18 protein-coding genes are annotated in these 25,082 nt (G+C 60.9%); 11 read left to right on the top strand and 7 right to left on the bottom strand.

Translation table 11 applies throughout. The annotated features are described in order from the left end of the window. The first annotated feature begins 170 nt into the window (after nt 1–170). Nucleotides 171–5,090: an NEL-type E3 ubiquitin ligase domain-containing protein gene (locus PDR5_RS23230; RefSeq protein ID WP_237233751.1), complete on the top strand. Its 4,920-nt coding sequence runs from the start codon at nt 171–173 to the stop codon at nt 5,088–5,090. Between the two features lie 64 nt (nt 5,091–5,154). Here PDR5_RS23230 and PDR5_RS23235 read toward each other — a convergent pair whose 3' ends face one another. The 5 genes from PDR5_RS23235 to PDR5_RS23255 all read right to left on the bottom strand — a co-directional run bounded on the left by PDR5_RS23235 (nt 5,155) and on the right by PDR5_RS23255 (nt 10,793). Next, entirely contained in the window at nt 5,155–5,655 is a 501-nt protein-coding gene (locus tag PDR5_RS23235; RefSeq protein ID WP_172829505.1) for a CS1 type fimbrial major subunit, read from the bottom strand. A gap of 33 nt (nt 5,656–5,688) precedes the next feature. After that, complete coding sequence (locus PDR5_RS23240) at nt 5,689–6,432, bottom strand: hypothetical protein (protein WP_064599201.1); 744 nt, start codon at nt 6,430–6,432, stop codon at nt 5,689–5,691. Between the two features lie 43 nt (nt 6,433–6,475). Continuing rightward, entirely contained in the window at nt 6,476–7,690 is a 1,215-nt protein-coding gene (locus PDR5_RS23245; protein ID WP_064599204.1) for a hypothetical protein, read from the bottom strand. 4 nt (nt 7,691–7,694) lie between these two features. Then, entirely contained in the window at nt 7,695–10,217 is a 2,523-nt protein-coding gene (locus tag PDR5_RS23250) for a CS1-pili formation C-terminal domain-containing protein (RefSeq protein ID WP_064599205.1), read from the bottom strand. Between the two features lie 81 nt (nt 10,218–10,298). Further along, on the bottom strand, nt 10,299–10,793 hold the full coding sequence (locus PDR5_RS23255; protein ID WP_064599207.1) for a CS1 type fimbrial major subunit: 495 nt from the start codon (nt 10,791–10,793) through the stop codon (nt 10,299–10,301). A gap of 478 nt (nt 10,794–11,271) precedes the next feature. On the opposite strand from PDR5_RS23255, the gene PDR5_RS23260 reads away from it, so the two are divergent. After that, nucleotides 11,272–11,847 (top strand): PadR family transcriptional regulator, encoded by a 576-nt coding sequence (locus PDR5_RS23260; RefSeq protein ID WP_039765773.1) that lies wholly within the window; start codon nt 11,272–11,274, stop codon nt 11,845–11,847. Continuing rightward, on the top strand, nt 11,844–12,629 hold the full coding sequence (locus PDR5_RS23265; RefSeq protein ID WP_064599209.1) for a siderophore-interacting protein: 786 nt from the start codon (nt 11,844–11,846) through the stop codon (nt 12,627–12,629). Before PDR5_RS23260 ends, PDR5_RS23265 begins: the two co-directional genes overlap by 4 nt. Nucleotides 12,630–12,647: 18 nt before the next feature. Here the strand turns inward: PDR5_RS23265 and PDR5_RS23270 are convergent, their stop codons facing one another. After that, nucleotides 12,648–13,286, bottom strand: coding sequence for a Pr6Pr family membrane protein (locus PDR5_RS23270; protein ID WP_064599211.1), 639 nt, complete (start codon nt 13,284–13,286; stop codon nt 12,648–12,650). Nucleotide 13,287: 1 nt separating this feature from the next. Beyond that, nucleotides 13,288–13,518 carry a VF530 family DNA-binding protein gene (locus tag PDR5_RS23275; RefSeq protein ID WP_007956650.1) on the bottom strand — a complete coding sequence of 77 codons (231 nt, stop codon included), beginning with the start codon at nt 13,516–13,518 and terminating at the stop codon, nt 13,288–13,290. A 301-nt stretch (nt 13,519–13,819) separates the two neighbouring features. On the opposite strand from PDR5_RS23275, the gene PDR5_RS23280 reads away from it, so the two are divergent. The 8 genes from PDR5_RS23280 to cmoB all read left to right on the top strand — a co-directional run bounded on the left by PDR5_RS23280 (nt 13,820) and on the right by cmoB (nt 25,012). Then, nucleotides 13,820–15,181 carry a carbohydrate porin gene (locus PDR5_RS23280; protein ID WP_064599213.1) on the top strand — a complete coding sequence of 454 codons (1,362 nt, stop codon included), beginning with the start codon at nt 13,820–13,822 and terminating at the stop codon, nt 15,179–15,181. 136 nt (nt 15,182–15,317) lie between these two features. After that, nucleotides 15,318–17,729 carry a glucose/quinate/shikimate family membrane-bound PQQ-dependent dehydrogenase gene (locus tag PDR5_RS23285; RefSeq protein WP_039765764.1) on the top strand — a complete coding sequence of 804 codons (2,412 nt, stop codon included), beginning with the start codon at nt 15,318–15,320 and terminating at the stop codon, nt 17,727–17,729. Nucleotides 17,730–18,138: 409 nt separating this feature from the next. Continuing rightward, a complete protein-coding gene (locus PDR5_RS23290) occupies nt 18,139–18,513 on the top strand; it encodes a DUF6124 family protein (RefSeq protein WP_064599216.1) in 375 nt (124 codons plus the stop codon). A gap of 845 nt (nt 18,514–19,358) precedes the next feature. Further along, nucleotides 19,359–21,782: an endopeptidase La gene (gene lon, locus PDR5_RS23295; RefSeq protein WP_064599217.1), complete on the top strand. Its 2,424-nt coding sequence runs from the start codon at nt 19,359–19,361 to the stop codon at nt 21,780–21,782. A 314-nt stretch (nt 21,783–22,096) separates the two neighbouring features. Further along, complete coding sequence (locus PDR5_RS23300) at nt 22,097–22,489, top strand: protease inhibitor I42 family protein (protein ID WP_064599218.1); 393 nt, start codon at nt 22,097–22,099, stop codon at nt 22,487–22,489. Nucleotides 22,490–22,491: 2 nt separating this feature from the next. After that, nucleotides 22,492–23,136 carry a lysoplasmalogenase gene (locus PDR5_RS23305; RefSeq protein WP_172829506.1) on the top strand — a complete coding sequence of 215 codons (645 nt, stop codon included), beginning with the start codon at nt 22,492–22,494 and terminating at the stop codon, nt 23,134–23,136. Nucleotides 23,137–23,351: 215 nt separating this feature from the next. After that, nucleotides 23,352–24,059, top strand: coding sequence for a carboxy-S-adenosyl-L-methionine synthase CmoA (gene cmoA, locus PDR5_RS23310; protein WP_236191106.1), 708 nt, complete (start codon nt 23,352–23,354; stop codon nt 24,057–24,059). After that, nucleotides 24,056–25,012, top strand: coding sequence for a tRNA 5-methoxyuridine(34)/uridine 5-oxyacetic acid(34) synthase CmoB (gene cmoB / locus PDR5_RS23315; protein WP_064599221.1), 957 nt, complete (start codon nt 24,056–24,058; stop codon nt 25,010–25,012). The genes cmoA and cmoB overlap by 4 nt, the downstream gene beginning before the upstream one ends. Nucleotides 25,013–25,082 lie beyond the last annotated feature (70 nt).

The following is a 25,082-nucleotide window of genomic DNA, read 5'->3' on the forward strand; positions in this document are numbered from 1 at the left end:
TTAGTCTGAAAACTCACGACTTATTCAAGGCTTCACCAATGACTGCAATAAATGAATACAAAGGGCAACATTACGAATTGATAAAATCGCGTATCGACGCTGTTTATCTTGATATGCGCTGGCATCGAAACAATGCATTGCGACATGTTCCGCTGCATCGTCATATGTGGATGACCGATTTGCCGGCCAACCATGCCGAACGCCTGGACAGCGCCAACAAGAAGGCCTGGAGCACGCAGAACAAGGTTGACCGGATACTGTCGCGTTTGCAGGACATTCGTGCATTCGCCGAGCCATTGTTGCGGGCAAAGTTGTTTGAGCAATACAAAATCAATGTCGACGTCGAAAACACCTGTTTGCGACTGTATGTCCCCAAGGAAAGCAGTTGGTGGGTGATTCAAGTTTCAAAAGGATATAGCGCAAGAACCGTGTCGCTCCTCGATGCGGCCCTTCATAACTTCGCCTATGACGAAACATTCGCAAAAGACTCGGCTTTCGTCGTCAAGACCGATCCTGCGCGCGACCTGTTCGATGTATCACCGATCAATAGCCGGATCAGTGTCAGCCAGTTTCAGGCGCTGTGCCGCGAACTGGACATCGGCGCGCAGTACAAGGCCCACCTCGAAACGTTCCTGCTCGAGCGGGACCCGGTCTCTGTTGCCTATCTGAAACTCCAGGTCCAGCGCAGCCAGCAATCGGCGCTCAAGGCTGCCGCGCACATCGCGCTGGCGAAAAACGACATCAGCCGTCAGGGGCACGCACTGGTCCGCGAACTGCTCGAAGGTCGGCAGCAATTGAAGCTCGATCAGCAATCCATGCAGCTCTGCGATCTGGGCATGATGGACCTCACGCTCACCGGGATCCTGATCATCAGGCCCGACCCCGATACACCGCAGCGCTCACAGAAAATGATCGCCTATGTGCCTCACGACCCCGAGCATCCGCTCAAGGAATACCCGTCCATCCCCGATTTCATGAACGAACTGAGCCGGCAACTGCGCGACAACAACGTCCTGCCATCGACCGGCATGACCTACCGTCAGTTCTTCAGCCAGTTTGTCGATCACGAACAACGCGGACATTTTTTCGCCGACCTCGAGCAACGTCTCACGTACGTCAAGTGGTACCCGAGGGAGCCGGGCGATCCGCGGCCGTCCTGGCGCGAAACTCCGGTGAGCAATCCCCAGTTGCAGTTCAGCGCCCCGCCGATCAACCAGCCGCTGTGGACTCACCTTTACCAGCAACGACTGAACAAGATTCTCAATGACGCCCGGGGCATCGCGGTGCCCACTGCCGACGCGGACAGCCAGGCGCGCTGGGCCTGGTGGGAAAACTTCAAGAAAATCGCTTCGGATATCTTCAATGCAGCGCTGCTGGTGATGACACCTTTCGTACCGTTTCTGGGCGAACTCATGCTCGCCTATACCGCGTACCAGCTTACGAACGAAGCAGTCGAAGGCATGGTGGACCTGGCTGAGGGGCATTTCGCCGAAGTGGGCGAACATGTGCTGGGGGTGGTGACCGACGTCCTGCAACTGGCGGCATTCGGCGCCGGCGTGACGATCGGCAACACCTTTCGCCTGAAGCTTTCACCGCTGATCGAAGGGATGAGGCCCGTGCGCTCGTTCGACGGCAAGACCCGCCTCTGGCACCCGGATCTCACACCCTATGAGCAACCGACACTGGCACCGAACCCGACATCGAAACCCGACACCCTCGGTCTGCACCAGGTCGCCGGCAAAACCGTCCTGCCCCTGGAGGGCAAGCATTACCAGGTGCTGTACGACATCTCCAGCGACCAATATCGAATCCTGCACCCGACGCGCTCACAAGCCTACGCTCCCCAATTGCGCCACAACGGCCTGGGTGCCTGGGTCCACGAAGGCGAACGGCCACAGGACTGGGAAGGATCGACCCTGATGCGACGGATCGGGCATTCCGTCGATGACTACACGCCCGCCGAGCTGGAAACACTGCGCCGCATCAGCGGCACGCCGGATGACTCATTACGCCGGATGCATGTCGACAACGCCGCTCCGCCACCGCTGCTGGCCGACACCGTCGCCCGTTTCGATACCTGGGATCGAACCCGCGGTGCGAGCCAGCTCGTGCGTCACGGGCAACCCTTGCCCGCCGACTCCTACTGGTTTGAAACCATCGCGGCGAACCTGCCGGGATGGCCGGCGGATAAAGGGCTGAGAGTCTTCGAGCAAGCCGACCTGACCGGCAGCCACCGCCAGTACGGCAACGCCGCAGCGCCCTCCGACAAGATGCTGGACATCAGTCTTGCCGACCTGATGGCTGGCCGGCTGCCGGAGCGTCTGCCCGGTTTTCTGAGTGAATCCGACATGACCGCCGTGCTGGGCAGACATTACCCCCAGGACTTGCAGGTCCAGGCGCTGCGCAATCGGATGGCGCAAGCCGTCGAGGCGCGAACCCCCGAGATTTTCGATTACGAGTACCGACTCAGGAACCGCTCCGGCAATCCGCAGGTGAATCTGCTGCAGCGCCGACTCCCGCAACTGCCATCGGCGGTCGCTCAGCCCCTGCTGGAGCAGGCGACGCCTGCGGAACGACAGCTCATGTCCGAACAGCAGCGCATTCCCCTGCGCCTGAAGAACCTGGCCCGTGAAAGTGCCTTCGAAGCGCGGGCGGCCCGTGCCGTCGAAGGCCTCTACGAACCGGCATTACTGGTGCCCGATACCGAGCGCCTGGCCCTCAATGCCCTGCGACTGCATGTCGACGCTTTCGCCGACTTGCGCATCGAAGTACGCGACGGCACCACTGAAGGACCGCTGCGTTGCCGTGCCGGGGCCGAAGACGCGACCACCGTGCGAATCCTGGTCAGGGACGAGCATGGCCGCTATGAGGTGCACGACGGCGAGAACAGGCTGCTCCACGGTGCCGACAGTCTCTATGAAGCCGTCCTGTCAGCCCTGCCGGTGACAAAACGCAACGCACTGGGCTATCGCCCGGGGCAAGGGGAACTGTTCAGGCAATGGGTGATGGCCAAGGCCCATACACCCGCCGAGCGCCGGACACTGCTTGCCCGGCCGCCCCTGCGGGCGTTCGTGCCACGGCAGACCGAACTGCTGGTGCAGGGCAAGGGGCTGTCCAAGGTACGCTGGCCGTTCACCGAGAAAACCGTCGAAACCAAGGTGCAGGAACTCTATCCGCACTTTGACCGGGGTGAGGTGGCTGCCTTCACCCATTCGTTGCAGGCCAAGGGCGATCCCCACCAGGAAATCGAACGGCTGAAGCTTGAGCGGACAAACCTGAGGAACACCCTGGAGAACTGGCGCCAACGCCATCTGAGCGGATTCGAGCCGGACGACGCCGGCCGCCTGCCCGACGCCTACTGGGAGTTCGAGCGCAAGGGCGGTCGGCTGATCATGGAGCGTCTGGTGGATTGCTTCGACAGGATTGGCGAGGTGTTCGGCGAACGCGGCACCCGCCTGGAGGGCGGTTACACCCTGGACCTGTCCTCACAACTACTGCCGCACAATCTCGAACGCTGGTGGCCACCCTTGCCGGAACTCAAACCGTATCTGGAGCAAATCACGACGCTGAGCCTCGATGCCCAACAGTTCTCGTCCGGGTCAGGGGGTCTGCTCAAGAACTTTCCCAATCTGCAGCAACTCAGTGCCAGGAACTGTGGCTTGCGAAGCCTGCCCGAGAACATCGGCAATATGACGCAGCTCAGAACCCTGCGACTCAGTGACAACATGATCGAGCTGACGCCGTCCGCCATCGGGCAGATGCAGAGACTCGAACGCCTGGAAATCCTGCGACTGGACAACAATCCATTGGGCGACCCGCCGCCCGTGCAGCGCATGCCCTGGCTCAAGGTCCTGAACCTGTCCAATACCGATCTCAAGGCCTGGCCGCCCGGGGTATTCAGTCTTGCCCGACCGAAGGGCTTTTTCCTCGATCTGCGCAGAAACCGGCTGCGTTCCATACCCGACGTCGCCCCAGGCTCGGACAAGGCCCTTCTCATCGCCCGTACCCGAGTCGACCGGGAAAAACTGCCGCCCGACCTTCGCATGACTTACGAACAGTACCGGGAGTCCGTGGGGTTGATGCCTGCCGTCAAGTATCGGTTGCCTGCCGCAGATCTGCTGGAGAAATGGACGCCCGACGAAGATGCATCGCTGTACAGCGAATCACCCGGCATCGGTATCCACCGCGCAGAAGATTGGCATGAACTGATTAACGAGCCGGATTCCGAAGGTTTTTTCAAGGTCATCCAGGACCTGACCCGTTCCGCCGACTACCGCCAGGGGGGACGCGCTCGCGCACAACTGACCGACCGCGTATGGCGCATGGTGGACGCCATGACACTCGACCCGATGCTGCGCGAAGAACTGTTGCTCATGTCCACCGAACCGGAGGGCTGTGAGGACGCCGGCGCCCAGCTGTTCAACAACATGGGGGTAAAAGTGCTGGCCACGGAAGCCTTGAGCTTCTCCACTACCCTCGCTGAAACCGAAGCCCGACTGGTGACGCTGGCCAAAGGGTCGGCGCGCCTTGAGCAAGTGGGTGAAATTGCCCGTGCCGATATCAAGGCACGTGGGCCGGACAGCAACCCCGATCAGGTCGAGGTGCATCTGGCGTATGAAACCGGACTGGCCAGGCGTCTGGATCTGCCCTGGCAGTCCGAGGCCATGAGGTTTCGCCCGGTGGCAGGCGTCACTGACGAGGCGATCGACAAAGCCTACGGGAAGATCATTGCAGCTGAAGCCGGCGACGGGCTGGTCAATCAAATGATCGAACAACCGTTCTGGGATCGCTATCTGCGCCAGACCTACCCGAGCGATTTCGCCCGCAACACCGCGCTGTTCCATGACCGGCTGGAACTGTTGTCATTGCGCCGGGAATGGCAACAGGCACCCAGCCAAAGCGAGCAGCAGACCCTGTTGAAAAGCCTGGTGAAACTGGCGGACAAACTGTCCATCCCGCTGGACCAGGTCCTGACGGAGGAGCCATTGACCGATGCCGTCTACGAGAGCCTGCAACGCGACATCGGTTACGAGGAAAAGGGACTGAGCAGACGCCTGACCCGCGAAGCCATGGCCCGGGCCGGGATCTGATCTTCGACCGGTGTACGTGAGGCAAGCGCGCAACACCCTTCGCAACGCCATGCCAGGCCCGGGATCACGCTCCCGGTGCCCTGGCATTGAACAGCAGCATCACGGTGCCGCTGTAATCCCCCGGCCGGAATCCTCCGGTCGGTTTCAACGGTTCTATCTCCAGCAGCACTCGCTTGCCCACCGCCGCCTCCTCCTGTGACAGCACGAGTCGGGAAGGCACTTCAGGCCCGAGCACTACGCCATTGAAAGTGACCTTCAGCCAGATGTCCTCGCTCGACCTGCCGTTCGACAGATGCGCAGGGCTGTCCAGACGTGCCTCTATAGCGCTGGAGTCATGCCGCACATCGAAGTGCTTGCTCAGCGTGCTCAGCGTCTCGCTGCCGGGATTCCAGACCAGGCGCTGGACCCGGTGGATCCAGTCCGGTTCGGCGGGCACGATATAGAACGGCCGACTTGGAATCGTCAGGGACACCTCGAAAACGTGTTCCTCGCGGGCCCCCCATGTCAGGTGACTGGTCAGTGCGGTGATTGCCATCAATGCAAGGACGGCACATTGCTTGTTCATGTTCTTTACCTGGCGCGTCAATGGAAACCGCCGTCAGCGGCTCGTCACCTTCAAGTCTTTTTTGCTGTCGCCTTCGATCAACTTGAAGCGGTACTCGCGGCCCTTCTCCTTGTCGAAGGCAAACGTCTTGCCGGCCAGGATATGGTGCTTGGTGGTCGCGCCGCAGTCGGTTTCGTTACTCAGGGAACAGCTCTTGAACTCATCGACGATGACCACGGTGTTGCCGCTGTTGCGCAGCTCATAGCGATCGCCCGTTTCATTGACGACGGTCTCGAACCGGGCGTCCCTGGGCCGTACGAAAAAGATCGTGCCGAAACCGGTCATCAGGTTGACCCCGGCCGACAACCCCTCCTTGTACGCGTCACGCTCCTGCTCGCTCACCACGAATTCATCCTCCTTTTCAGGCACCACCGGCACGAAACGCACCCGGAAATAGCGCTCGCGATCCCGCTCGCCCATGTACAGCAGGCGTGTGCCCTGCATGCCTTTGATCGGCACGATCAACCGCGCCGGGCTGGCCATGAGGCCATTGCGCGACGCGCCGTCGGTGGCCGTCTCGATCGGGACTTCCTGCGGCTTGCCCTGATCGTCATAGACGATTTCCAGCACGTTGACCTTGACGAAGGCCGTGCTGTCGCCGCTGTTGAATACACGTTTGAGGTAGGTGCTCTTGTCGCCATCCAGATAGTCGTACACCGTGCCGACATTGATCTGCGGCCCGGCCAGTGCGGGTCCGCCAAGCAGGCCGAGCAGTGAAAGCAGAAACAGGCGTGTCATCGTCTTCAACCTTTTGAAAGATGTAAGGGGTTGATCCGGAGGGTCAGACTTCCGAGTCCCAGATAATGGTGATGCGCCCCGTGAGTGTGTCGTTGACGCCGGGTTGCAATAGAAACTCGATGTCCCGCTGAGAAATCGAAAAATGCAGGTTGCCGGGCTTGCGATCCACATAGTGGGTGGGCTGGAAAGGGCCTATCCACGAGTTGTGGCGCAGCGTGCCCGACCAGCCATCGCCACCACCCGGGCCGACGATTCCCCCCGGCACACTGAGCTTGACGGTCGCTTTGGTGGATCGGCCTGTCGGACTGCGCAAATTGCACTCCTCACCACCCAGCGAGTCACACGTCATCCGGACCTTGAAGCGTGACGACGCCGAGAGGAAATAAGGCTGATCGCGGAAAATCTTGGTCGGCTTGCGGCCGCTGTCGAGCCAGCTCTGCCAGCCCCCGGCCGGCTCCAGCGTCACTTTATTGCCTCCCGGTGGCAGATCGACCTTCAGGGTGTGTTGTACATCCAGTACGAAATCCAGAGTCAGGTTGCTGTCGTCCGGGTACATCTGCATGCCGAGATCGAAATCACCACCGGGACCAAGGGTGTAGGACAACGAGCCGGTATAGAGCCCCGACGACATGCCCAGCGGATTGGGCGTGCGCAGTTCGTAAGCGAAATCCATCGTTCTGAAAGCCATCCCCGGAATCAGGAAAGCCGTTACCTTGGTACAGCTTGCTTCCACCGGCGTTTTCCAGAAAAACCGATACGTCGAAGGCGTGTAGGAACCCACGCCGCTGTACTGACAGGGCGCCGGCGCGTAAACCCAACTGCTGGTGGTCCAGAGTTTTTGATGACCTTCGAGGATGTCCGATACTCCGACCAGATTGGCGGCCGTATCGCTCAGCACAAAATCGGAGCCGATGCCGATGACCCGCACTTCGACGGTTTCGGTTTCCTGGGTGTCCCGGTTGGTGACTGTCAATTGCCTCCAGTTGGCTGGCACCTTCAGTGAAAGCGGAAAACCGGCTGTCATGAAGCGACTGGAAGTGAAACGAATCGGCAACTCGATACTGAACATCTGGTTGTCGACGCATTGATCCGGCCATACCGCGCAATAACCGCTGTTGGGCGTCTGGTTGATGAATACATTTTTGTTCGGATGCGCAGGATCAGGCTGGAACAAGGCACGGATTTCCTGATTCGCCGCCCCTGCCTGCGAGGCGCTCAGCGCCGTCAGCAGCCCCAGCCAATACGTCATCTTTTTCATGGTTTCAACCCGCCTTCTGCTCGGTAGAAGTGACATCGGCCAGGGTGTCCGGGGTGCACCGCAGATCACCGATCATCAACACGTTGTTTTCACTGCGATGGCTGTTCGCATCGAGGCGGAACTGACACAGCAACTGGTTGCCCTGACGCACTTCCAGGGTTGGCGCCCCGGCGTTCATTTCCATCGAGAAGAAGCCATCGACTTCCGTCACCCCCCGGCTCGCGTGGTTGATCACGTGATGGCCCTTGAGCGGCCGGCCTTGGGCATCGACCAACCGACCCAGCACAGTCAGGGTTCTCATCACCCGTACCTTGCGGTACTCCACCCCGCCCTTGTTCATGTGGTAACGGGTTCGTGCCGGCTCAATGGTCGCGGCCGGGGCGTGATTACCCTGGAAGTCGAAGCTCACCGAACTGTTCTGGTACGCGGTGATCGGGATGAAATTGCGCCCCGGTTTCAACGCCGCACTGCCGCCGCTGTAATCGTCGGCGCGCAGGGCGATGCCATCGATGTCCGACTCGACGTCGACGATCATCCCCGCGCCGCGGGTTTCGCTCTGACTGGTCAGGATCATCTGGTCGGCGCCCATGACCAGCGTGCTGTCGAGGTTCAGGCCACCGGTAAAATTGCCGTTGTAGGAGGAGCGCTGCACGAATCCGTCGCCATAAACGACATCCGTGTGGAAACTCGCCAGGCTCGACAGGCCCACGCCATAGGTGTCGCTCAGCGCGGTGACCGACACGTTCTGCAGCACGTGATCCTTGAAGTCCTTGCGCCAGCCCAGGGACGCATTGTTGTCACGCCCGCCTTCACGGGCGGTGCGCGAACCGATGCTGCCGGTGATCTGCTGGCCGGGCGGCCCCAGAGCCAGATTGATACTCAGATCGACCCCGCGATTACGCTCGTCACCGCTGCTGAAAGTGCCCGGTCGGTCAAACAGCGACAGACGCCAGTTGGCGTCGCTGCCCAACAGCGTCGTGCGCTGGGTCCAGCCAAGATCCACGCCGACGCCTTCGGTGTTGCCATCGCTGTGGGAAACCCGGGCGTTGAGCGAATTGCGGCTGTCGAGTCGATGGTTGAGTGCCAGCGATGAGTTGCTGGTCTGCCCGACGAACACATTGCGCTGGCGAATCCGCGTGCCATCCGGCAGGGTTTCGTAGAGATCGGTGGTGTCGAGCCAGCTGCGGTTATGGCTGACCACCAGACTGCCGGCGCCGTAGTTGTACAGCCCTTGCAGGTCGAGGCCGGTGCCATGGTCCTGGGTTTCATAGATGTTGGCGAACAGGCTGACGCTGTTGGCCAGCGTCCAATCGATGGACGTGCCGTACTGCAAGGTGTCGCGTATCTGGCGTGCCGACAGGCCGAGAATCATGCGCGGGTGCAGCAGATAGTTGATCGAAGCCCCGGCCGTGGGATCGCCGGTGACCTGGTTGTCCCAGTTGCTCAGCAGTTTGCTTTCCTCACCGGCAAACAGGTTGTAGCGCCAGCGGTCATCGAGATTGCGCCAGTTGTTCGGCTTGTAGACCAGCTCCTGGGTGGTCGAGGTGATCTGGCCGTCCTCGATCAACCGCACCTCCACGTCATAGATACCGCCCGGCAAGGGACGCGTGTCGAGGGTCTGCAGGCCCGCAGGCACCGACTGGGTGTTGATCAACAAACCGTCACGCAGGATCTCTACCGACGCCTGACGGTTGGCCGTGACGTAAATCGGGTACACGCTGGGCTGAGGCGAATTGATTGCCAGACTGTCGGAGCTGCCATACATCACCCCGACCGTGGTGTCGGGGCTGGCACCGAAGGAACGAGGCTGGCGCATCAGGCCTTCGGAGGCCGGCGTGAAATACCCCAGACGCAGGAAACTGCCCTGCAGTTCGCGCTGGGTGTGCAGCTCATGGACGGCGTGATAAAGCTTGTCGTCCGGGCCGCCGAGGCGGGCCAGCTGCATGTTGAATGTCTGGGTCCAGTTGCCCAGGCTGCCGCTGGCCGCCAGGCCGAAGCGCCCGCCCAGATCCTGATCCTGGCCACCATTGAGGTTGAGCTGGTTACGCACGATCAGGCCGCTGCTGCCACCCTCGGGTTGCTCATGGAAACGCTTGGCCTCGGTGTCACGTTCGGCATTGGCCGTCACGATCGACACCAGCGAGCTTTCCAGGTTGTAGTGCAGCGCAAGCATCTGCTCGGGGCATCGTCCGCTACAGGCACCCAGCGCGACGCCGGGCTTGAGATAGTCGGCCCAGACGTCCCGCTCGAAGGCGCTGAAACGGCTGTCGCTGGTGTCGGTGAATTCCAGCAGCGTCAGGCGATCGTCACGGGACAGCACCACCATGGCCTCGCCCAGAGGCTGTTGGTCGAGTTCGACCCGTACCGCCAGCGGAACATCAAAAAAGTGCTCTTCAAAATCCGCCGGCAAACCTTTGGCCTGCGCCAATAAACTTCGCGGTGTCGTACCAGAGGCGGCAGGAGCCGCCATGGCTGCGGCACAAAACAGCAACGCAAGTGCAGCCGCGATGGGCGTCATCGGGAACATGAACAGTTACTCTGATTGCAAACAGACAAGAAGTCCGACTGACAGAAACGTCCGTCAGCCGGATTTTGTTACTTCCAGACGTTAGAGCGAGCCGAGTACCGGATCCACGGCATCGAACATCATGGTGACCGCGCCGGTGTAATCACCCGGGGTGAAAGTGGAGCCTTTGGCGGTGATGCTGATCGGTGCGCGATAGTTCACATTGGATTCGGTTTCACCGACCACCAGTTGCGGTGTCTGGGTGAGCACGACGTTGTTGAACTTGACCTCCAGATCAATGATGCTCGAGCCGCCCACCAGCTTCGGCACGCCTTCCAGGTAACCATGCACCGAGCCGTTGTTGTTACGAGTGTCGAAGAAGCCGTTGACCGGTTTCATGCTGCCGGTGATCGGGCTGAAGCTCATGTCCTGGTCCTTGTTGACCAGATCCGGATCGACCGGAACCACATAGAAACCATTGGTTGGAACGTGAGCGATCAGGCTGATGGAGTGACGGGCTTCGCCGGCAGCAAACGCCATGGAAGAACCCAGTGCCAGAACAGCCAGTGGAGCAGCGAGTGCGATTTTCTTGAACATCGTTCATTACCCTGTCTTTATAAGATTGAGCATTGAAAGTTCAAACAACGCCGGCCGATATCGACGGTGTGGCTTTGAAGTTTCAACGCCGGGGCATGATCGACTGTTCGCCATTGAATGTAAGCAGGCAACTTCCCACGAACGCGTAGTTAATCACCCCTGCAACTGGAAAGAAAAAAGAACAAAATCTTCAAATATAAAACAATGACTGTAAGTTATAGACTACCGACACTTTTCTCTGAAAAACCATACAGCAACTTCAGCAAGAAGAATGGGGGGCCGAGTGCAAATTAGAACATAAGCTCAACGATTAATAGAGTGATGACTTTAACTTTTTAGTTATGGTCGTATCGATGAGGTTTCCAGACTCACTGCCACGCACCGTTCGTCGCTGGCGTCGTCTTCGGGTCAGAAAATCCTTGCTCGCACGAAAAGATATATCTTAAGTTGTATCTAAATACGACGAGAGAAGACTGAAATGAGAGACCATCATTCCCCCCACCGCGAGCATGGCGACAGCCGTGACGGCTTCGAAAAACGCCACGGCCGCGAGCGCGGCGGTCGCGGCCCACGGGTGTTTGCCCCCGGCGATCTGAAACTGCTGTTGCTGGCGCTGATCGCCGAACAGCCCTGCCATGGCTACGACCTGATCCGCCAGATCGAAACCATGTTCGACGGCGCCTACAGCCCCAGCCCCGGCGTGATCTACCCGACCCTGACCTTCCTTGAAGAAAGCGAAATGATCAGCGGCGATGCCGAGGGCGGGAAAAAACGCTACGCCGTGACCGATGCCGGTCGCCAGTCCCTGAGCGAACAGGCGGTGGCCCTGGACGGCGTGCGCATGCGCATCGACGTCAGCAAGCGCTCGCTGCGCGGCCATGATCGCCCGCCGGAAATCCACGAAGCGGTGCATAACCTGCGCCATGCCCTGCAGATGCACCACGGACGCTGGAGCCCGGAAGAAATCCTGCGCGTGCGCGACCTGCTCAATGACACCGCCAAAGCCATCGTCGACGGCCCCGCCGTTCAATCTGCCCCGGAGAAAGCCGAATGACTGAAGTACAGACCCAAGGCATCCATCGTGTGATGCACGAAATCAAACGTCGTCGCCTGGAAGTGTTGCGCGTCGTCGACCTGACTCCGCGCATGCGCCGCATCACCCTCGGCGGGCCGGAACTGGCCGGCTTCATCAGCCTCGGTACCGACGATCACGTCAAGCTGCTGTTCCCGCAGAACGCCGAACAGGCCGCCGCGCTGGAAACCCTGGTGCTCGGCGCCGGCAAGAGCGACGTGCCGATGCCCGAAATGCGCGACTACACCCCGCGCCGCTACGACCTCGACAAGCTTGAGCTGGACATCGATTTCGTACTGCATGGCGATGGCCCTGCCTCGACCTGGGCGGAGCAGGCCAAGCCCGGGCAATTCCTGCACATCGGCGGCCCGCGTGGCTCGATGATCGTGCCGGACATCTTCGACAGCTACCTGCTGATCGGCGACGAAACCGCCCTGCCCGCCATCGCCCGCCGCCTCGAAGGGCTGGCGGCCAATCGCAAGGCGCTGGTGGTCATCGAAGTGGAAAACGGCAAGGAGCAGCAAACGCTGGAAAGCGCGGCGCAGGTCAACGTGATCTGGGTACTGCGCGAAGGCGGCAAGGACAACCTGCTGACGACCGTCAAACAATTGCAGGTGCCCAAGGGCAATCTGTATGCGTGGGTGGCGACCGAGACCAAGGTTTCGCGGCAGATCCGCCGGGTGCTGCTCGATGAGCACGGACTCGACGAGAAGTTCGTCAAAGCGGTCGGTTACTGGCGCGCAGAAGGCTCCGAAGAAGAGTGAATACGAGCGGCGGCGCTGCTAAAGGCGCCGCCCCTGCCAGCGGTCGATGCCAATCACCAGCAACGCAATCAGCACAAACCCCAGCAGAATCCCCCCGGCATTGACGAACACCTGTGGATAACCCAACAGCGCCACGTCGATGAACGGATACGCGTAAGCCCCCAGCAAATGCCCGCGCAACAGCGCATAGGCGAAGTACACCAGCGGATAAATCAGCCACAGCGGCAGGTGCTTCAGACGCAAGCTGCCCTTCGGCACGCACAACCACCAATAAGCCAGGAACAGCAGCGGCATCACGTCGTGGAGCAATTCGTCAGCGATAAACTGCCAGCCCTGCGGGTGCCACAGATGTCGCAGCAGAATGCTGTAGGCCAGGCCCACCACCGCAATGCTGACGGCAATCCCGCTGCTGACCCACGGTTGCAGAAACCAGCGTCGTGCTGCGGATTCGCGATCCGTCACCGCACAGGTCAGCACCACCGCCACCAGGGTGTTGGTGATCACGGTGAAGTAGCTGAAGAAACTGACCAGCCCGCCCAGCAGACTGGCGCCGACGCTCAGGCGCGCGAAGAAAATCAGGTACAGCTGAATCCCCAGCCCGGCCCAGCCCAGCACCGCAGCCGAAGTGATCAGGCGTCGCCGCCATACGGCGCTCATCTCAGAGCGGACGCTTGGTGCGCATCAGTTTCACGTACAGCCGCTCGACTTTCTCCCGCGCCCAAGGTGTCTTGCGCAAAAAGGTCAGGCTCGACTTGATGGTCGGATCGCTCTTGAAGCAACGGATGTCGATGCGCTCGGCCAGGCCCGACCATTCGTAGTGGGTCACCAGCGCATTGAGGATCTGTTCGAGGGTCACGCCGTGCAGCGGATCGGGATTGTGGTCGTTCATGCCGGGCCTTTGGGCGAAGTGAAAATACAGAAGCCGCGCACCTTAGCCGAGGGCATGGGCGGGTGGAAGGCCTTGGGTTAAATGTAGGCCAACCGAAGAAGATCGCAGGTCTGCGCCAACGCCCGCAATGCGCTGTATTGCCGCACTGTTACCGAATCCGAAAGGGTTCATGTCTGCAAAAGCCCTTTGTGTTTTTGTAACAGGACATTATCCTGCCGCCCTTCTGCTGAACCGCTTCACTGCCTGCGTCAAATCGTAGCGGCCAGCTTATCCCCCAAAAAGATCAAGAAAGACCCTATTCATGCCCGATTTTCCATTCTCCCGAGACAGCGCTATCTCCACCCTGCGCCTGATCGGCGGCTGCACCGCCCTTGGCCTCGCCACCTGCACCCAGGCCGCCCCGGCCTTCGACAGTGAATCACCGTGGATGCTCGGTGACTGGAACGGCACCCGCAGCGAACTCTCGGCAAAAGGTATCGACTTCAAGCTCGACTACACCGGCGAAATGGGCAGCAATCTGCACGGCGGCTACGACCACGACCGCACCGCGCGCTACAGCGACCAATGGGGCCTCGGCACCCATCTGGACCTGCAAAAACTGCTGGGCTGGAACGACGCTGAATTTCAGCTGACCGTGACCAAACGCAGCGGCAACAACATCAGCAACGACCGCATCAACGACCCGCGCGTCGGCGGTTTCACCTCGGCCCAGGAAGTCTGGGGTCGTGGCCAGACCACCCGCCTGACGCAGATGTGGTACCAGCAGAAATTCTTCGACCAGAAGCTCGACATCAAGGTCGGCCGCTTCGGTGAAGGCGAAGACTTCAACAGCTTCCCGTGCGACTTCCAGAACCTGGCGTTCTGCGGTTCGCAGGTCGGCAACTGGGTCGGCGGCATCTGGTACAACTGGCCGGTCAGTCAATGGGCGCTGCGCGTCAAATACCACCTGACGCCAGAGCTGTACGCGCAAGTCGGCGCCTACGAGCAAAACCCGTCGAACCTTGATCGCGGCAACGGCTTCAAGCTCAGTGGCAGCGGCACCCAGGGCGCAATCCTGCCGATCGAACTGGTGTGGAAGCCGAAGCTCAACGGCCTGCCGGGCGAATACCGCGCCGGTTACTACTACAGCAACGCCAAGGCCACCGACGCCTATAAAGACAGCAACGGCCAGCCGGCCGCCCTGAGCGGCGAAGCCTATCGCAGCGCTTCGAGCAAACACGGCGTGTGGCTCGGCGTGCAGCAACAGATCACCAGCGTGGCCAGCGACAACTCCCGTGGTCTGAGCGTGTTCGCCAACGGCACGATGCACGACAAGAAGACCAACGCCATCGACAACTACGTCCAGGCTGGCGTGGTCTACAAGGGCCTGTTCGACGCCCGTGCAAAAGATGACATCGGTTTCGCCCTGGCCCGCGTCCACGTCAACCCGGCCTACCGCAAGAACGCCGAGGCGACCAACCAGGCCCGCGCCGTCTACGACTACGACGATCCGTCCTTCCTGCCACCACAGGACACCGAATACAGCGCCGAACTCTATTACGGCGTGCACGTCACCAACTGGCTGACCGTGCGCCCGAACCTGCAATACATCCGCCATCCGGGCGGTGTGGACAAGGTCGACGACGCGCTGATCGGCGGGATCAAGATCCAGTCGTCGTTCTGATCCAGCGCACGCGGCTCAGTCCTGCGAAAGAAATTCGATAGCAAGACAAGTTTTTATCTGAACCATGCCCGCGCCCGATCGTCATCTACAGTGACTACAGCGCGGGACAACTTGAAACGTCACGGAGAACCACACTATGAGCACTGAAGGTGCTTCGAGTCGAAGCCGTCTTCTGCCGAACCTGCTCGGCATTCTGCTTCTGCTGATGGGCCTGGCCATGCTGGCCGGGGGAATCAAGCTGAGTACGCTCGGCGGCTCGCTGTATTACCTGCTGGCCGGTATCGGCATCACGCTGACCGGCATTCTGATGCTGATGCGCCGTCGCGCAGCATTGGGCCTGTACGCCATCGTGCTGTTCGCCAGTACCGTCTGGGCGCTGTGGGAAGTCGGTCTGGACTGGTGGCAACTGGTGCCGCGCCTGGCACTGTGGTTTGTCCTCGGTTTCGTGATGCTGCTGCCGTGGTTCCGTCGCCCGCTGCTGCTCGCAGGCCCGGCGCCGATGGGCACCGGCGGTTTGACCGTGGCCGTGATTCTGGCCGGCGTCACCGCCCTGGCCAGCCTGTTCACCCACCCGGGCGAAATCTTTGGCGAACTGGGTCGCGACACCGCCGACACTACCAGCACCGCGCCAGCCATGCCTGATGGCGACTGGCAGGCCTATGGCCGCACCGAGTTTGGTGACCGCTACTCGCCACTCAAGCAGATCACCCCGGCCAACGTCGGCAAGCTGCAGGAAGCCTGGCGCATCCAGACCGGCGACCTGCCGACCGCCGATGACCCGGTCGAGCTGACCAACGAAAACACCCCGCTCAAAGCCAACGGCATGCTCTACGCCTGCACCGCCCACAGCAAAGTGCTGGCGCTGGACCCGGACACCGGCAAGGAACTGTGGCGCTTCGACCCGCAGATCAAAAGCCCGGTCGGCTTCAAGGGCTTCGCCCACATGACCTGCCGTGGCGTGTCGTACTACGACGAAGCCGCTTACGCCAAGTCTGAAAACGCAGCCTCCGCTGTCATCTCCGAGGCCGGCAAAGCCGTCGCCCAGGCCTGCCCGCGTCGCCTGTACCTGCCGACCGCCGATGCACGCCTGATCGCACTGAATGCCGACACCGGCAAGATCTGCGAAGGCTTCGGCACCAACGGTGTGGTTGACCTGACCCAGGGTATCGGCCCGTTCACCGCTGGTGGCTACTACTCCACCTCGCCTGCCGCGATCACCCGTGATCTGGTGATCATGGGCGGCCACGTGACCGACAACGAATCGACCAACGAGCCATCGGGCGTGATCCGCGCGTTCGACGTGCGTGACGGTCACCTCGTCTGGAACTGGGACAGCGACAAGCCAGACGCCACCGAGCCTTTGGCGCCAGGTGAAACCTACAGCCGCAACTCGGCCAACATGTGGTCGCTGGCCAGCGTCGACGAAAAACTCGGCATGGTTTACCTGCCACTGGGCAACCAGACCCCGGACCAATGGGGCGCCGACCGCACCCCGGGCGCCGAGAAATTCAGCGCCGGCGTCGTGGCACTGGACCTGGCCACCGGTAAAGTGCGCTGGAACTACCAGTTCACCCACCACGACCTGTGGGACATGGACGTCGGCAGCCAGCCAACGCTGCTGGACATGAAAACCGCCGACGGCATCAAACCTGCGCTGATCGCTCCGACCAAACAGGGCAGCCTGTACGTCCTCGACCGTCGCGACGGCACGCCGATCATCCCGATCAAGGAAATCCCGGTGCCCCAAGGCGCCGTGAAAGGCGACCACACCGCCCCGACCCAGGCCCGTTCGGACCTGAACCTGCTGGCCCCGGAACTGACCGAAAAAGCCATGTGGGGCGCCAGCCCGTTCGACCAGATGCTGTGCCGCATCCAGTTCAAGGAACTGCGCTACGAAGGCCAATACACGCCTCCGTCGGAACAGGGCAGCCTGATCTACCCGGGTAACGTCGGTGTGTTCAACTGGGGCGGCGTCTCGGTCGACCCGGTTCGCCAGATGCTGTTCACCAGCCCGAACTACATGGCCTTCGTCTCGAAAATGGTGCCACGCGAAAAAGTCGCGGCCGGCAGCAAACGCGAGAGCGAAACCGCTGGCGTACAGCCAAACACCGGCGCGCCATACGCGGTGATCATGCACCCGTTCATGTCGCCACTGGGCGTACCGTGCCAGGCTCCGGCCTGGGGCTACGTCGCCGGTATCGACCTGACCACCGGCAAAGTCGTCTGGAAACGCAAAAACGGCACCAGCCGCGACAGCTCGCCAATCCCGATCGGCTTCACCCTGGGCGTGCCAAGCATGGGCGGCTCGATCGTCACCGCCGGCGGCGTCGGCTTCCTCAGCGGCACCCTCGACCAGTACCTGCGCGCCTACGACGTGAACACCGGTAAAGAACTGTGGAAATCGCGTCTGCCGGCCGGCGGCCAAGCGACCCCGATGACCTACACCGGCAAGGACGGCAAGCAATACGTCCTGCTCGTGGTGGGTGGTCACGGTTCGTTGGGCACCAAGATGGGTGACTATGTGATTGCGTACAAACTGCCGGAGTAAGTTGTAACGGCAGTAAGAAAGAAGGCGACGCCCTGTGAGGGGTGTCGCCTTTTTTTGTGGGCTGCGTTTTTTACACAGGGTGTGTATGTCCTACAGACAGGGTGTTTGCAGGGGATGTTTCTGACATGTCGCGTCGGTTGTCGCTCGGAAATGGGGTGGATAGGCTTTGGGGGTCGCTGAAACATTCAGCGAACGGGCGTCGCAGTCCGTGCAGTTCACTTGGTGCATAATCGCCACCCCAAACTGGAGTGCTTCGGTATTTCTCGTTTGCTTATGGTGGCTGTGCGCGGGATACCTTCGGGTATGCCGGGTTTTCAGGTGGACCGGTCTGCGACCCCGCGCACAGCTACCACCCTCCGTCGCGTCGCAGCGATTCGTGGTAGCTCAAATTGCCACTTGGAGTTCCATCATGAAAAAACCAACACCCAATCCTCCCGAATCAAACGACACCTCACCCTACGAATCCGCCGATTCGAAGAAACTCCACGAAGCCGCCGAACGCGCCCTCGACCACCATTTCAATCCCATTCCAAAAAAATGCCCCGGTCGCCGACCGAGCCAGATGTTCCAGATATCGCCAGACATGGACGATGAAAGCCTGTTGGCCCATGCCTGTGAGTCCTTGGCTACAGCAAGCGTCATGGCCAGTGATGTAGCGGCTTTTGTCGATACGCCGCAGAGGCACCGGATCCTGGGGATTCAGCAGGTGATCATGCTGGCGGAATTGGCGGTGAATCGGGTGCTGGATAACGTCGAAGTACAATGTTACCCAACACCCAGCTAAGCGACCCTGACAAAATCGACTGCCAGCCACAGACCGCATTCGCTGGCAGATCGATTGGGACGCAGAGCGTCCCGGGCTGCATTCCCACGCAGAGCGTGGGAACGATCAATAACGTCGAGGTCAGTCGATATCCGGCATAAATGCTGATGAGGTCTCTGCGGGAGTCAGGCTTGTGGTGAGTCAGTCAGGACGCTGCCCTCACCCTAGCCCTCTCCCGGAGGGAGAGGGGACTGACCGCGTTGTCTGGGAGAGGTACGCCGACGTGAGATACCGAGTCGAACTCAGGTATTAGAGCCCCAATCGGCTCCCTCCTCCTCTCACCATCACCTTCTCCCTCTGCTCTTCCCTGCTCTTCCCTGCTCTTCCCTGCTCTTCACCACTCAACACGATGAGCGTTAGCTCGAGTACCGCTCTTGACGTGCCGGCCCCATCGGAAGGCTGAGTGGAGGGATTTATCCGGGGGTGGGAGCGCAGCGACCGTGCGGCGCAGCCGCATGCATCGAGAGGAGGTGCAGCGAAGCAAACCGTAGGCGATGCCCCCGGATGAATCCCGGAACGAAGGAACGCCGAGCCACAGCGAGGCGCCGAACGCAGGGGCCAAGACCTTTGGTTACTTTGGGGCGTTTGCCAAAGTGACCCGCTGTAAGAGCGGAACCGCCAGCCGCAACACCCGAAGCAACGGATATTCACTCAAAACACCCAGAGCATGGTCGGCCCAAAGGCCGCCAAGCCCAACCCCAAAACCCTGTCAAAACCCTGAACACACAAGCAGAAACACCCACCCCCATTGAAACCACCCAAACCCTGCCCCATCTAACAGCCATACCCAATTGCGCAGGTGCCCCATGAGCGACCAGCAAGAATTCCCCGAGAACCCCGACGACATCACCGAAACCGACGCCGAACACATCGAACACCACGTCCCAGGCAAAGGCCTCGCCCTGCCCGGCCAGAACCTGCCGGACAAGGTCTACATCATCCCGATCCACAACCGCCCGTTCTTCCCGGCGCAGGTCCTGCCGGTCATCGTCAACGAAGAACCCTGGGCCGAAACCCTCGAACTGGTCAGCAAATCCGAACACCACTCCCTGGCCCTGTTCTTCATGGACACGCCCCAGGAAGACCCGCGCCACTTCGACACCAAGGCGTTGCCGCAATACGGCACCCTGGTCAAGGTGCATCACGCCAGCCGCGAAAACGGCAAACTGCAATTTGTCGCCCAGGGCCTGAGCCGCGTACGCATCAAGACCTGGCTCAAACACCATCGCCCGCCGTACCTGGTGGAAGTCGAATACCCGCACCAGCCCACCGAGCCGACCGACGAGGTCAAGGCCTACGGCATGGCGCTGATCAACGCGATCAAGGAACTGCTGCCGCTCAACCCGCTGTACAGCGAAGAGCTGAAGAACTACCTCAACCGCTTCAGCCCCAACGATCCGTCGCCGCTGACCGACTTCGCCGCCGCCCTCACATCGGCGACCGGCAATGAACTGCAGGAAGTGCTCGACTGCGTGCCGATGCTCAAGCGCATGGAAAAAGTCCTGCCGATGCTGCGCAAGGAAGTCGAAGTCGCGCGCCTGCAAAAAGAAATCTCCGCCGAAGTGAACCGCAAGATCGGCGAGCATCAGCGCGAGTTCTTCCTCAAGGAACAGCTCAAGGTCATCCAGCAGGAACTCGGCCTGACCAAGGACGACCGCAGCGCCGACCTCGAACAGTTCGAGCAGCGTCTGGAGGGCAAGGTCCTGCCGACGCAGGTGCAGAAACGTCTCGAAGAAGAGATGAACAAGCTGTCGATCCTCGAAACCGGATCGCCGGAATACGCGGTCACCCGCAACTACCTCGACTGGGCGACCTCGGTGCCGTGGGGCGTGTACGGCGAGGACAAGCTCGACCTCAAGCACGCGCGCAAGGTGCTGGACAAGCACCACGCAGGGCTCGAGGACATCAAGGACCGTATTCTCGAATTCCTCGCGGTCGGTGCCTATAAAGGCGAGATCAGCGGCTCCATCGTGCTGCTGGTCGGCCCGCCGGGCGTGGGTAAAACCAGCGTCGGCAAATCCATCGCCGAATCCCTCGGCCGGCCGTTCTACCGTTTCAGCCTCGGCGGCATGCGCGACGAAGCCGAGATCAAGGGCCACCGCCGCACTTACATCGGCGCGCAGCCGGGCAAACTGGTGCAGGCGCTGAAAGACGTCGAAGTGATGAACCCGGTGATCATGCTCGACGAGATCGACAAGATGGGCCAGAGCTATCAGGGCGACCCGGCCTCGGCGCTGCTGGAAACGCTTGATCCGGAACAGAACGTCGAATTCCTCGACCACTATCTGGACCTGCGGATGGACCTGTCGAAAGTATTGTTCGTGTGCACCGCCAACACCTTGGATTCGATCCCCGGCCCGCTGCTGGACCGGATGGAAGTGATTCGCCTGTCGGGCTATATCACCGAAGAAAAAGTCGCCATCGCCAAGCGTCACCTGTGGCCGAAACTGTTGGAAAAGGCCGGTGTGTCCAAGGGCAGCCTGAGCATCAGCGACACCGCCCTCAAGGCTTTGATCGACGGTTACGCCCGTGAAGCCGGCGTGCGCCAGCTGGAAAAACAGATGGGCAAACTGGTGCGCAAAGCGGTGATGAAGCTGATCGAGGATCCGAAAGCGGTGATCAAGATCGGCCCGAAAGACCTCGAAGCCTCGCTTGGACATCCGGTGTTCCGTAACGAGCAAGTGCTGTCCGGCACTGGTGTGATTACAGGGCTCGCCTGGACCAGCATGGGCGGCGCGACCTTGCCGATCGAGGCCACGCGGATTCACACGCTCAATCGTGGTTTCAAACTCACCGGGCAACTGGGCGATGTGATGAAGGAGTCGGCGGAGATCGCCTACAGCTACGTCAGTTCGCACCTCAAATCCTTCGGTGGCGATCCGAAATTCTTCGACGAAGCTTTCGTCCACCTGCACGTGCCGGAAGGCGCGACACCGAAAGACGGCCCGAGCGCCGGCGTGACCATGGCCAGTGCCCTGCTCTCCCTCGCCCGTAATCAGGCGCCGAAAAAAGGTGTGGCGATGACCGGCGAGCTGACGCTGACCGGGCATGTACTGCCGATTGGCGGGGTGCGCGAGAAGGTGATTGCGGCGCGGCGGCAGAAGATCTTCGAGTTGATTCTGCCGGAGCCGAATCGCGGAAACTTTGAAGAGTTGCCGGACTACCTGAAGGAAGGCATTACCGTGCATTTCGCCAAGAAGTTTGCGGATGTGGCGAAGGTGCTTTTTTGATTTCGTCTTGAGGTATTGAGGGGGGCTGGCATCGCAGCCCCTCACCCCAGCCCTCTCCCGGAGGGAGAGGGAGCCGACCTTGGCGTCTTTCGAATTACATCGACCTGAAAGACCGGGTTGATTCTGGATTCAGCGAAGAACTTTCAGGTCGGCGTATCTCTTAAATATTCCCCGCTCGGCCCCCTCTCCCTCCGGGAGAGGGCTGGGGTGAGGGCCGGCGATGCTAAAGATGACGCCAAGCCTGGCGTTGTCACACTTTGTCTCATCTTCAGTTATGCTCGCCGTTCGTCGCCAACGCCGGAGCCGCTGAATTCATGTCCCCCCTTCGCCTGTTTGTCCCCCTGTCCCTCGCCCTGCTGGCCGCCTGTGCCACGCAACCGAAAACCAACGTGACCGTGGAAAAACAGAGCCAATGCCCGGTGCGCCTGACCAACGGGCAAAATCTGATCGTCACGCTCCCGAGCAACCCCACCACCGGTTACCGCTGGGCCATCCAGGATTCCGCCGGCGGCGTATTGCGCGCCCTCAGCCCCGAGGTCTACAGCAATCCGGAAGATGCCGGCGTGGTCGGCGCGGCCGGCCTCTCGACCTGGCGCTTCCAGGCCTTCGCAACCGGCACCGGGCGCCTGCGCCTGACTTCGCAGCAACCGTGGGCGCCGGAAGTGTTGCCGGTGGAGACCTTTGACTGCGCCATTTCGGTGAACTGATCGTGGGCTGGCTGATCCTCGCGCTGATGGGCGCGGTGACTTTCCTCTACGGCCTGAGCACCCATGCGGCGCTGCTGTGTCTGCTGGTCAAACCGTTGCCGGTATTGGCCCTGCTTGGCTGGTTGCATGATGCGCCGCCCAGCGACTATCGCCGCTGGATCAGCCTCGGTCTGATTTTCTCGTTGATCGGCGATGTGCTGCTGGCGTGGCCGGGGGATTTGTTCGTGTTTGGCCTAGGTGCGTTTCTGGTCGCGCATCTGGCGTATCTCAAGGCTTACCTCAGCGATTGCCGGCGCTTGGCCCTGCTGCCACTGATCCTGGCGCTCAGTGTCGGCGCTGTGCTGTTGGGCATCCTGATCTCCAGCGGATTGGGGCCGCTGACCGTGCCGGTGATCGTTTACGGAACGGCCATCAGCGCCATGCTCTGGCGCGCCCTGGCCCGGCTCGGCAGCGGCGTACCTCAGCGTTCGGCGTTGCTGGCGGCGGGCGGCGCGGTGGCGTTCGTGTTCTCCGATAGCGTGATCGGCATCAACCGGTTCGTGTCACCGTTCAATGCGGCGCCTTACATCATCATCCTCAGTTACTGGCTGGGGCAGTGGGGGATTGCGGCATCGGCGTTCTCCCAAACCAAACGTCCCGACCTCTGAAACCGATCGTTACTACGCGCTGCGTCTTTGCGTAAGTGACGCAGAGCGTCACGGGATGCATTCCCACGCGGAGCGTGGGAACGATCACCCGCTGCAAAGCGGTTTATCAGACAACCCGCGCATCTGCGCGCCAGTTTGGCTAAAATGCCGGCCTTTTCATCGACACCGCCGGAACCGCCGTGAGCAAAGAACCCGATCGCATTTTCGCCCAGCCGATGGCCCAGGTGCCTGACTTCGCCTTCAACGAAGACGTGGTGCGGGTGTTCCCGGACATGATCAAGCGCTCGGTGCCGGGTTATCCGACCATCGTGGAAAACCTCGGTGTGCTCGCAGCGCAGTTCGCCCAGCCGAACAGCGTGCTCTACGACCTCGGCTCATCGCTCGGTGCGGTGACCCAAGCCCTGCGTCGCCATGTGCGCACTGACGGTTGCCGGGTGATCGCGGTGGATAACTCGGCCGCCATGGTCGAGCGCTGCCGCGAATACCTCAACGGTCAGGATTCGATGTTCCAGGAGTTGCTGCCGGTCGAGGTGATCGAAGGCGACATCCTCGCCCTCGATTTCAAACCGGCCTCGGTGGTGGCGCTGAACTTCACCCTGCAATTCATCGCTCCGGATCAGCGTACGGCATTGCTGGCGCGCATCCGCCAATCGTTGCTGCCGGGCGGCGCGCTGATTCTGTCGGAGAAGCTGCGCTTCAACGATGCCGAAGAACATGCGCTGCTGACCGATCTGCACGTCGCGTTCAAGCGCGCCAACGGTTACAGCGAACTGGAAATCGCCCAGAAGCGCAGCGCCATCGAAAACGTCATGAAGCCCGACAGCCTCGAAGAACACCGCGAACGCCTGCTGGCCGCCGGGTTCTCGAAAGTCGTGCCGTGGTTCCAGTGTCTTAACTTTGCCTCGTTGATTGCCTTGCCATGATTGATCTGTCCCCCCTCGCCCGCCGTCTGGCCGGCACGCCGCTGGCCGAATGGGCCAGCACCCTGCAAGTGCAGCTCGACAAGAAAATGGAGAAGGGCCACGGCGATCTGGAGCGCTGGCAAAGTGCGCTGGATGCCCTGCCAAAGATCCAGCCGACCGAAGTCGACTTGCTCGACGGCCTGAAACTCGACACCGATTGCGACGATGAAACCCGCGCGCAAATGCGTACGGCGCTGATGGGCCTGTCGCCGTGGCGCAAGGGGCCGTTCGATCTGTTCGGCGTGCACGTCGACACCGAATGGCGCTCGGACTGGAAGTGGTCGCGGGTCTCCCCGCATCTGGATCTGAAGGGCAAACGCATCCTCGATGTCGGTTGCGGCAACGGCTACTACATGTGGCGCATGCTCGGTGCCGGCGCCGACAGCGTGATCGGCGTCGATCCGAACTGGCTGTTCTTCTGCCAGTTCCAGGCGGTGCAGCGTTATCTGTCAGAGCCGAATGCCTGGCACTTGCCCTTCCCGTTCGAAGACCTGCCGCCAAACCTCGAAGGCTTCGACACGGTGTTTTCCATGGGTGTTTTCTATCACCGCCGCTCGCCTATCGAGCATTTGCTGGCGCTGAAGGATTGCCTGGTGAAGGGTGGCGAACTGGTGCTGGAAACGCTGGTGGTCGAGGGCGACAAGCATCAGGTGCTGGTGCCGGAAGACCGTTATGCGCAGATGCGTAACGTGTGGTTCCTGCCGTCGGTGCCGGCGCTGGAATTGTGGTTGCGTCGTGCCGGTTTCACCGATGTGAAATGCGTGGATGTCAGCACCACCACCGTTGAAGAACAGCGCGGGACCGAGTGGATGAAGTATCAGTCGCTGAGCGATTTCCTTGATCCTGAGGATCACAGCAAGACGATCGAAGGACTGCCGGCGCCGATGCGGGCGGTGATTGTCGCGAAGAAGTAACCCCGACCTCCGGAAATAGGAGATCCCCTGTGGGAGCGGGCTTGCTCGCGAAGGCGATGTGTCAGGTACA

The organism is Pseudomonas sp. DR 5-09 (genome assembly GCF_001655595.1).
GTDB lineage: Bacteria > Pseudomonadota > Gammaproteobacteria > Pseudomonadales > Pseudomonadaceae > Aquipseudomonas > Aquipseudomonas pharyngis.